The sequence below is a fragment of the Azospirillum sp. Marseille-Q6669 genome, from assembly GCF_965111635.1.
This window is the reverse complement of sequence record NZ_CBCOOP010000007.1, coordinates 223,512-233,679: the sequence shown is the minus strand read 5'-3', so window position 1 is coordinate 233,679 and position 10,168 is coordinate 223,512. Positions and strand designations below refer to the sequence as shown.

Genomic DNA, 10,168 nt, shown 5'->3' with positions numbered 1-10,168 from the left:
AGCGCGCTGTTCTCGCCGTTTGTTCCGGGTCGACTTATGGTCCGATCCATAACACGGCGGGTTGACACCCGCAATTTGGAATCTTGTCGCGCAGACTATTAGTAAGGTTACTAGATTCTCCTATTAGTTTGAGCGACAAGACTCCAGTAGAGAATCGCGATTCGCGCGACAAGAGTCCAGGAATCCCGCGACAACATTCCAGGGGATAACCCGTTCGTCCTGTGGAAGCTTGGGGCGACGCGACAAAACTCCAGTTCTACGTTTCCGAATCGCTTTCGGAAGCGATTCGCTCAGCGACTCGGCGATTTGTGCTCCGGGAGTGCCGTCCATGCTCCGGGCTGCCGGGTGGCTCGGCCTGAGTCGGGAAGGGGGGCGCGACAAGACTCCAAACCTGGACCGGTTCGTGGGGAGCGGTATGAGGGAGCCGCGGCAAGAAAAAAGGGGAGGATGCCCGATGGCATCCTCCCCTTTCAGGCCCTTTTCGTGGGGGCTTCGTTCACATCAGCCGAAGAAATGGCTGCGGAAATAGTGGATGGTCCGTTCCAGCCCGTCGCGCAGGGGAATGGTGGGTTCCCATTTCAGAAGGCTCTTGGCCTTGGTGATGTCGGGGCGGCGCTGCCTGGGGTCGTCCTGGGGCAGCGGTCGGTGTTCAATGGCGGAGCGCGACCCGGTCAGCGCAACCACATGCTCGGCCAGTTCCAGCATGGTGAATTCGCCGGGGTTCCCGATGTTGATCGGCCCGGTGACATCGGCGGGTGAGTCCATCAGCCGGATCATGCCTTCGATCAGGTCGTCGACGTAGCAGAAGGAGCGGGTCTGGGAGCCGTCGCCATAGACGGTGATCGGCTCGCCCTTCAGCGCCTGCATGATGAAGTTCGACACCACGCGGCCGTCGTTGGGATGCATGCGCGGCCCGTAGGTGTTGAAGATGCGCATCACCTTGATCGGCAGCTTGTGCTGGCGGTGATAGTCGAAGAACAGCGTCTCGGCGCAGCGCTTGCCCTCGTCGTAGCAGGAGCGCGGCCCGATCGGATTGACGTTGCCCCAGTATTCCTCCGGCTGCGGATGGACGCTGGGATCGCCATAGACCTCGCTGGTCGAAGCCTGGAGGATGCGGGCGTTCAGCCGTTTCGCCAGCCCCAGCATGTTGATGGCGCCATGCACGCTGGTCTTGGTCGTCTGCACGGGGTCATGCTGGTAATGGACCGGGGACGCCGGGCAGGCGAGGTTGAAGATCTGGTCCACTTCGACGTACAGGGGGAAGGTGACGTCGTGGCGGATCGTTTCGAAGTTCGGGTTGCCCAGCAGGTGGGCGATGTTCTGCCGTGAGCCGGTGAAGTAGTTGTCGACGCACACCACCTCGTCGCCGCGGGCGATCAGCCGCTCGCAGAGGTGGGAACCGAGGAAGCCGGCGCCGCCGGTTACCAGGACGCGCCGATTGTAACTACGAATTCCGGTCATGGACTGTCTCTGGAGAGTTTCTCTGGGCGGTTCGGACACCGGGCGTCACCGCCGGTGTCCGAATGGAAAGCACTCTTGCACATGGCCGCAAGTCCACAGCTTTGGCAAGCGATTATGCCGCGACCACGGTTCCGCAGGCGAAGGCCGTTCAAACTCCGGCGATGCCTTTCCGGCGCAGAAGCTCCACCACCCGTTCGGCAAGCGAGTCAGCGTCCTCCGCCACCGTGTCCAGCCGCAGTTCCGGCGCATCCGGCGCCTCGTAGGGCGAATCCACCCCGGTGAAATTGCGCAAGGTTCCGGCCCGCGCCTTGGCGTACAGCCCCTTGGGATCGCGCCGCATGCATTCCTCCAGGGGCGTGTCCACGAATATCTCCAGGAAGGCGCCGTCCGGCAGAAGGGAGCGCATTGCTTCCCGCTCCGCCCGGAAAGGGGCGATGAAGGCGCACAGCACGACCAGTCCGGCCTCCGTCATCAACTTCGCCACCTCGCCGACGCGCCGGATGTTCTCCACCCGGTCGGCGTCGGTGAAGCCCAGGTCGCGGTTCAGTCCCAGCCGGACGTTGTCGCCGTCCAGCATCATCGTGTGGTGGCCGAGCGCGTGCAGACGCCGCTCCACCCGGTTGGCGATGGTGGACTTGCCGGATCCCGACAGGCCGGTGAACCACAGGACCGCCGGGCGCTGCCGCTTGAGCGCCGCGCGTTCCCCGGTGGACACCGCCAGCTCCTGCCGGTGGAGATTGGCGGCGCGCCGCAGCGGGTGCCGGATCATGCCGGCGCCCACGGTCCGGTTGGAAAAGCGGTCGACCAGGATGAAGGCCCCGGTGTGCCGGTTGGTCTCGTAGGCATCGAAGGCGAAGGGGGCCGCCGTGCACAGGTTGCACAGGCCGACCGCGTTCATTTCCAGCACGGTGGCCGCCCCATGCTCCAGCGTCTCCACGTTCAGCGTGTGGCGCAGTGCGGTGACGGTCGCCGGAATCCACCGCGCGCCCGCGCGCAGCAGGTAGGAGCGCCCGGGGATCAGCGGCTCCTCCGCCATCCACAGAAGATGGGCGGCGAACTGGTCGGCCACCTCCGGCGCGGCGCCCGGCCCGCTCAACAGGTCGCCGCGTCCGGCGTCCACCGCTTCTTCCAGCGTCACGGTCACCGCGTCGCCGGCCCGCGCCCGTTCCACGTCGCCGTCGAAGGTCACGATCCGGGCGATCCGGGCGGACCGGCCCGACGGCCACACCGTCACCGCGGCGCCCGTCTCCAGCCGTCCCGACAGGACCGTTCCGGACAGGCCGCGGAAATCCGGGTCGGGGCGGTTCACCCACTCCACCAGGAAACGCAGCGGATCGTCCGCTTCCGCTCCCCCCTCCACCGCAATGCTCTCCAGACGCTCCAGCAGGGTGGGCCCTCGGTACCAGGGCATGGCCGCGGAGCGGTGGACGACGTTGTCGCCGCGCCGTGCCGACAGCGGGATCGCCGTCACCGACCGGAATTTCAGGGGGCCGGCGAAGGCTGTGAAGTCCTGCAGGAGGGTGGTGAAGACCGCCTCGGCGCCGTCCACCAGATCCATCTTGTTGATGGCCAGAATGACGTGGCGGATGCCCATCAGGGAGGTGACGATGGTGTGGCGCCGCGTCTGCGGCAGCAGACCCTTGCGCGCATCCACCAGCAGCACGGCGAGCGACGCGCCCGACGCGGCGGTGGCCATGTTGCGGGTGTACTGCTCGTGCCCCGGCGCGTCGGCGACGATGAAGCTGCGGCGCGCGGTGGCGAAGTAGCGGTGCGCCACATCGATCGTTATGCCCTGCTCGCGCTCGGCCTCCAGCCCGTCCACCAGCAGGGAGAAGTCGATCCCTCCCTCCTGGTCCGGCCGGCCGCGGCTGTCGCGCCGAACCTGTTCCATCTGGTCGTCGGGGATAAGGCCGGCATCGTGCAGGAGCCGCCCGATCAGCGTGGATTTGCCGTCATCCACCGACCCGCAGGTGAGGAAGCGCAGCAGGCCCTGCCCGGAGCCGGCCGTCGGAGAGCCCGCCATCAGAAATATCCCTCCCGTTTCTTGCGCTCCATCGAGGCCGGCTCGTCGCCGTCGATCAGGCGGCCCTGCCGTTCGGAGGTCCGGGAGGCCCGCATCTCCGCGATGATGTCCTCCACAGTTGTGGCATCGGAGTCGATGGCCCCGCTCAGCGGGTAGCAGCCGAGCGTCCGGAAACGTACCCGGCGCATCTCCGGAACCTCGCCGGGATGCAGCGGCAGCCGCCCGTCGTCCACCATGATGAGCGCACCCGAGCGGCGGACCACCGGGCGCTCCGCCGCGAAATAGAGCGGCACCACGGGGATGGCCTCCGCGGCCACGTAGCGCCAGACGTCCATTTCGGTCCAGTTCGACAGCGGGAAGACGCGGACGGACTCTCCCGGCCGGATGCGGGTGTTCCACAGGCGCCACAACTCGGGCCGTTGATCCCTCGGGTCCCATGCGTGGGCAGCGTTGCGGATGGAGAAGACGCGCTCCTTGGCGCGGCTCTTCTCCTCGTCGCGCCGGGCGCCGCCTATGGCCGCGTCGAAGCCGTGCCGGTCGAGCGCCTGGCGCAGCGCCTCGGTCTTCATGACACGGGTGTGGACGGAGGAACCGGACCGGATCGGGTCGATGCCCCGGGCCAGCCCGTCCTGGTTCGTGTGGACGAGCAGGTTCAGTCTTAACCGCCGCGCCGTCTCGTCCCGGAAGGCGATCATGTCGCGGAACTTCCAGCCGGTGTCCACATGCAGCAGCGGGAAGGGTACCGGCGAGGGGTGGAACGCCTTGCGCGCCAGATGCAGCAGCACGCCGCTGTCCTTGCCGATCGAATAGAGGAGCACCGGCTTGCTGAAGCTGGCCGCGGTCTCGCGCAGGATGGCGATGGATTCCGCTTCGAGGAGCCTGAGATCGTCGGGCAGGGTTGGCATCGGTTCTCCGGTTGCGCGGCTTCGCCTTGTGAAGTGTATGCACTTTATCAACGGGCCGTTTGGGCTCCGCCGGCGGGATGGGGCGGTTCAGCCGGTGTAAGCCGGCCGGCCCTACTCAGCCCGCCGTGTCGGGAAACCCAGCAGGGACCGCCACAGAAGGACGCTGCCGCGCAGCACCGCGCGGGCGTCCGCCGGGGAGCGGGCGGCGAGCGCGTGGGCCAGCCGGGTCAGCGGCTCCACCATCAGGGTCGCCGCCGCCACCAAGGCGGCGGCGGGGGCGGAAAAATGCTTGGCGGCGAACTGCATCCGGCTGCGCAGGGCGTAGAACAGCCGTCGGTCGCGCACTTGCTCGGTGGTGCCGCCGCCGCGGTGGTAGGCTTCCGCCCCGGCGAAATGCACCACCTCCCAGCCGGCGCGGCGGGCGCGCAGGCACAAATCCACGTCGTCGAAATAGACGAAGAAGCGCTCGTCGAAGCCGCCCAGTCCTTCGAACAGGGAACGGCGGATCAGCAGGAAGGCGCCCATCACCTGATCGACGGGGCGGCTGTCCAAATGGTCCCACTCCGTCATGAAATGCGGCGGGAACAGGCTGGGCGCCAGCCGGTCCAGCCCCATCGCCTGGGCGAGGATGCGGCCCGGCGTCGGTGCCCGCGCACAGGACCGCTGGGTCCGTCCCGCCTCGTCCACAAGCCGGATGCCGAGGATCCCGGTGCGCGCTTGCGCCGGCTCCGCCAGGAAGGCGAGCGCCGGGGCGAGCGACCGGTCCGACAGCCGGGTGTCCGGGTTCAGGAACAGCAGCCAGTCGGCGTGCGACCCGGCGGCGCCCTGGTTGCAGGCGGCGGCGAAGCCGCGGTTTTCCGGGTTGCGCAGGACGGTCAGCGGCCCGCCACCTGCAACCAGGGCGCCGGTCTCCAGCCCGTCCGCCGACCCGTCGGTGGAGGCGTTGTCCACCACCACCATGGCTTCCAGCGTCATGCCTTTCAGTGGGGCGGCGCCGGTCAATGCCAACGGCACCGAGGCGGCGCAGGCGCGCAGCAGGTCCCCGGCATTCCAGTTCACGGTGATGATGCGGACGCTTGGGATCATGGCCGGTGGGGGGCGATTCGGCGTTCCAGCCGCCAGGGGAATGTGGTCTGTTACCGCGCTCCCCCCATCCTGGGCAACGCCTGTCCGGCGTGAAGGAAGAAAAAAGAGAGGATGCCCGGCCGCATGCGCACGATCTCCCGGCATGAGCCGACCCGCTCCGGTCCATCGCTGGCCGCCGCACTTCTCTACGCCGCCGCGGCGCTCTTCTACGTGCTGTTCAGCGCGCAGCTTCTGGTGAAGACCCCGCCCTACGCCGGGCTGGACGAGCCGTTCCACTGGCAGCGGGTGCTGCAGATCGCCCAAGGGCACTTCCTGGCGGAGGAGCTCGGCCCCAACTCCTGGGGCGGGCCGATCGATCGGGCCAGCTACCTCCACATGCTCCATTACATCGAGCTGATCCAGAAGCACGCCCCGGTCGACGCCGCGCAGGCCCGCGCGCTGTCCGACCATCTCGCCACCCTGCCGCCGCGGGACGAGGTGGTGCCCTTTCCCAGCTCGGCCAGCTTCGCGCCGCTCGCCTACCTGCCGCAGGCGGCCTTCACCGCCGCCGCGCGCGCCTGGGGGCTGGGTCCGCTCGACCAGATGCACGCGGGGCGGGTCGGCAACGCCGTGGCCTACGGGCTGATGGTGCTGGCGGTCCTGTGGGCGTTGCCCGGCGGCCGGCTGGTCTTCACGGCGCTCGCCCTGTCGCCCTTCGCCCTGCAAAGCGCCTGTTCGCTCAGCGCCGATCCCCTGAACCTGACGATTCCCGCCCTGCTGCTGGCTCTGGTCTGGCGGTTCCGCGCCCGCGGCGCACCGCTCGGGGCTTGGGAGGTGGCGGGGCTTCTGGCCCTGTCGGCGGCGCTCGGTTTCCTCAAGCTGACCATGGCGCCCTTCGCCGCCGCGGTGTTCTATCTGCCGGGCGCGGTGGCGGGCGGGACGCGGTGGCGGATCGCGTTGACCGCGTTGTGCCTCGGGCTCGCGTTGGGCATCGCGCTGTCGTGGAACATGGCCTATCCCTTCGTCCCCGGCCCCTATTGGGGCACCGCCGCCGACCCGGCAGCGCAGATCGCGGCCATGCGCGCCGACCCGCTGGAGGCGCTGCGGATCTTCGGCACCACCACGTGGGACTGGGCGATCATGTGGTGGCGCGACAGCTACGGGCGCTACGGCGGCCACCCGCCGCCCTGGAGCGGCTACGCCGACGACCGGCTGATCCTGGCTGCCTTGTGGGTCCTGCCGGCCCTGGCCCTGTGCGATGGCGCCCGCCGCCGCGATCCGGTGATCGGGGTGGGCTATCTGCTGCCGGCCCCGGCCTATGTGCTGCTCGTCATGGCAGCCTTCTGGGTCGGCTTCACCCCGGTCGGGTCGGACATGGTGCTGGGACTTCAGGGCCGCTACTTCCTGCCGGCGCAGGTTCTGGTCGTCCTGGCGCTCGCAGCGGCGGCGGGTCCCTGGACCCCGGCGCGCCTGCGCCACGGGCTGCGGCTCGGGCTGTTCGCCCTTTTCATGACGCTGAACGGCGCGGTTCTGCTGGACGTGCTGGCGGCCTGGAACAGGCTGTGGGTTCCGGTAGCCGGCGTGAATTGACAGCGGTCGCGCGCAACGCCTATCTGTTGCGGCCCGTTTCTCCTTCCCGCGCCGGTGGCGGTGCCGCCTGCGGAGCCTTCCAGGACAGTCGCATGGAACAGCGCCCTTCCGCCCTCCGCCTCGCCGCCAGGACTCTCCGCGCCGCCCTGACGAGGAGCGGCCTGTCCGCGCCGCCACCGCAGCGCAAGCCCTTCGTCTATGCCATCGAGGTCTTCTGGTGCGACCGCGACGGCGCCTATCTGGAAGGCTGGATCCACGCCTATGAGCGCAGGATCCTCACCTTGCGCGTGGTCGCGGGGGACGATGCCTATGAGATCGTCAGCTTTGCGCCCCGCCCGGACGTGCTGCCCCATTACGCGGAGTTTCCCAACAGCGCGGAGAGCGGCTTCAAGCTGTACCTTCCCTGGCGGGCCGGGACGCCGGTGACCTTCGAGGTCGTCACCGCCGACGACCGTTTCGTCGAGACGGTGGAGCTTCCCCGTTCTCCGGAGGCCAGCCGCAAGCCCTACTGCCTGACCGACGGCAGCGTCTGGCAGGACCCCAAGCCGGAGCACGGCGCGGCGGAGCGGGCGTTCGAGGATTTCCAGCGCGCGGTGAACGAGCGCAAGCTGGTCGTCGCCGAGGTCGGCGCCCGCGTGGTCAGTTCGCAGATGAGCCCGCTGCGCGCCGCCTTCGCCGGGGCGGAACGCTACATCGGCATGGATATCCACGCCGCTCCCAACGTCGATGTGGTCGGCGATGCCCATTATATCCACGAGCTGATCGGGAAGGGGGCCGCCGGGGCGGTCTTCTCACTGTCGGTGATGGAGCATCTGGCCCAGCCCTGGCTGTTCGCCTACGGCGTGAACCGGGCCTTGGAGGTGGGCGGCCTGACCTATCACCTGACGCATCAGTCCTGGCCCCTGCACGAGGAGCCGAACGATTTCTGGCGCTTCAGCGACGAAGGGCTGAAGGTGCTGTTCGGACCGGCGATGGGGTTCGAGGTGATCGCCGCGGGGCTGAGCAGCCGTGTGCGCATCTATCCGGACCAGCGCCAGCCGGCGCAGGCGCTGATGCCGTTGGTGTCCTCCTTCGGCGGCGCCTTCGTGCTGGCGCGCAAGGTGCGGGACCTGCCGGACGGCGCGGTGTCCTGGCCGACCGACCGCGACACGTCGGAAAGCCGCGCCAAGCATTATCCGCAGCGCGGCTGAACTCGGCATCAAGGGCGCGGCATCAAAGGCATTGCGCTTTGCCGAGTGTTTCCCTTAGGTCATCCCGCAGCGTTGCGGGCGGAGACCGCATGTCGAGGCACCGTTTTTCGAGGGCAGGGGACTGATGGATACGATCTCTTGGGATTCCGTGTCGTGGGAAGACGGCGGCGAGACGATGCCGGCGGTCTGTCCGGCCTGCGGCGACGCGGCGGCCAAGCCGGTACGCCTGAAGGTCCGTTCGCCCTGGCCGCCGAACCCGGTCCAGTCGCTGGTGGTGTGCAGCGCCTGCGGCACCGCCGCCTACCCGACTCTGACCCAGCCGCCCTACGAGGCCGTGTTCGACCCGCTGGTCGCCTGCTACCTGGAACAGAACGCCGGAATCGACAGCATGGCCCGCGTGCTGTCCTCGGTCGAGCCGTCGCAGGTGAAGCGCTATCTGGAACTGGGCTGCGGCTACGGGCTCCTGCTCGACTACGCGCGCACGGTGTTCGGCTGGCAGGTCCGCGGCTTCGACCCCGGCTTCAGCGCCCAGGAGGGCCGCGAGACGCTGGGCGTGGACATCGCGCACAGCTATCTGGAGAAGCCGGAGGACGCCGGGGAACCCCATGACCTCGTCTTCTGCTCCGAGGTCATCGAGCATGTCTTCGACCCGATCAGCCTGCTGGCGCTGCTGCGCGGCGTGCTGACCCCTGGCGGCACTCTGATGCTGACCACGCCGAGCGCCGGGGCGATCCACGCCGGCACCCGGCCCGGCACGCTGCTGTCGCTGCTCAGCCCCGGCTATCATTTCGTGCTGTTCAGCAAGGAGGGGATGGAGACGATCCTGCGCCGGGCCGGCTTCGCCGATGTGCGCGTGGTCGACCAGGGCCATTCGCTGCTGGCCGCCGCCTCGCCGGGGACGCTGTCGGTCGATTTAGACCGGCCCTATGACCGCCGCCTCTACCGCTCCTACCTGGAGACGCGCATCCCGACGCTGGACGCGGCGTCGCCGCTCGGCCTGGGCTACCGCTACCGCCTGCTGAAGGAGCTGACCCACGCCGGCGACTACGCGGCAGCCCGCGGTGCGGCCGATCAGGTCGCGGAGGCGCTGCGCCTGCGCTGGGACCATCTCGACCTGTCCGATCCCGCCGCCCTGCTGGCCCATTTGAAGGCCGCCCCGGTGCCGCAGGGGGTCGAGCCCTACCACGCGACGGCGCCCTTCAACCTGTGCGGCATCCTCTATTTCCACGGGATGCTGGCTTGGCAGCTCGACGGGCGCCGCGATCTGGCCGCCCTATGGTTCGAGGCGTCGGCGCTCGCCGGGGAGCGGATGCGCGCGGCCCTGCACGTCATCGGCGCCGACGACGGCGAGACGGAGGAGCTGTCCTGGCGCGCCTGCGCCAACATCCCGCATGTGCTGGCCTGGGACGCCCCGGACCGGGCGGCGGACGGCGCCGCCGCGCTCGGCACTCTCGAAAGCCCGCTGCTGCGCGAGCGCATTCCCGGCGACATCTTGGAGGACGCGCAGCGCAAGATCTTCGTGGATCTGGTCAATCTCGGCCAGTACAAGGCGGCGGACCGGCTGGCCGCGGCGGTGGAAGCCGCCCTGCCGGAAAGCGGCGCCGTTCTGGCCTCCACCGCCTTCGCGCTCGGTATCCTGACGCTGAACCACCGCAAGGCCCCGCGGAGCGCCGCGGCCTTGTTCGGGCGCGCCCACCGGGCCTGCCTGGACCTGCCCGACCGCGCCACCGCGCCGATCGTCCAGGCCCTGCTGTGGCCGTCGCTGTTCCACCAGGGGCAGGCTCTGGTCAACGCCGGAAGGAAGGATGAGGCGGGCGAGGCCCTGCGCGGCCTGCTGAAGCCCGAGGCCGGCCTGCCGTCCGTGCCGCTCGACCTGCGGGCGCGGACGGAGCTTCTGGTCCGCACCCAGCGCCTGCCGGTCTGACCACGCGTCC

General features: G+C 69.1%; 7 protein-coding genes. 3 read left to right on the top strand and 4 right to left on the bottom strand.

Annotated features, from left to right (window positions below; translation table 11 throughout):
- Window positions 1-501 precede the first annotated feature (501 nt).
- The 4 genes from ACWPXE_RS32385 to ACWPXE_RS32370 all read right to left on the bottom strand — a co-directional run bounded on the left by ACWPXE_RS32385 (window position 502) and on the right by ACWPXE_RS32370 (window position 5,475).
- On the bottom strand, window positions 502-1,461 hold the full coding sequence (locus tag ACWPXE_RS32385; RefSeq protein ID WP_454021130.1) for a UDP-glucuronic acid decarboxylase family protein: 960 nt from the start codon (window positions 1,459-1,461) through the stop codon (window positions 502-504).
- Window positions 1,462-1,609: 148 nt separating this feature from the next.
- Window positions 1,610-3,484: an adenylyl-sulfate kinase gene (gene cysC, locus ACWPXE_RS32380; RefSeq protein WP_454021129.1), complete on the bottom strand. Its 1,875-nt coding sequence runs from the start codon at window positions 3,482-3,484 to the stop codon at window positions 1,610-1,612.
- Window positions 3,484-4,389 carry a sulfate adenylyltransferase subunit CysD gene (gene cysD / locus ACWPXE_RS32375; RefSeq protein WP_454021128.1) on the bottom strand — a complete coding sequence of 302 codons (906 nt, stop codon included), beginning with the start codon at window positions 4,387-4,389 and terminating at the stop codon, window positions 3,484-3,486. Before cysD ends, cysC begins: the two co-directional genes overlap by 1 nt.
- 111 nt (window positions 4,390-4,500) lie before the next feature.
- Window positions 4,501-5,475: a glycosyltransferase family 2 protein gene (locus ACWPXE_RS32370; protein WP_454021127.1), complete on the bottom strand. Its 975-nt coding sequence runs from the start codon at window positions 5,473-5,475 to the stop codon at window positions 4,501-4,503.
- A 123-nt stretch (window positions 5,476-5,598) separates the two neighbouring features.
- Here ACWPXE_RS32370 and ACWPXE_RS32365 point away from each other — a divergent pair, with 123 nt between their 5' ends.
- From ACWPXE_RS32365 to ACWPXE_RS32355, 3 genes are all read left to right on the top strand, one after another.
- Entirely contained in the window at window positions 5,599-7,044 is a 1,446-nt protein-coding gene (locus tag ACWPXE_RS32365) for a DUF2142 domain-containing protein (protein WP_454021126.1), read from the top strand.
- 92 nt (window positions 7,045-7,136) lie between these two features.
- A complete protein-coding gene (locus tag ACWPXE_RS32360; RefSeq protein WP_237908297.1) occupies window positions 7,137-8,234 on the top strand; it encodes a hypothetical protein in 1,098 nt (365 codons plus the stop codon).
- Between the two features lie 124 nt (window positions 8,235-8,358).
- The gene (locus ACWPXE_RS32355) at window positions 8,359-10,158 is read left to right on the top strand and encodes a class I SAM-dependent methyltransferase (protein ID WP_454021125.1); all 1,800 of its coding nucleotides are present in this window, start codon (window positions 8,359-8,361) and stop codon (window positions 10,156-10,158) included.
- The last annotated feature ends 10 nt before the right edge of the window (window positions 10,159-10,168 follow it).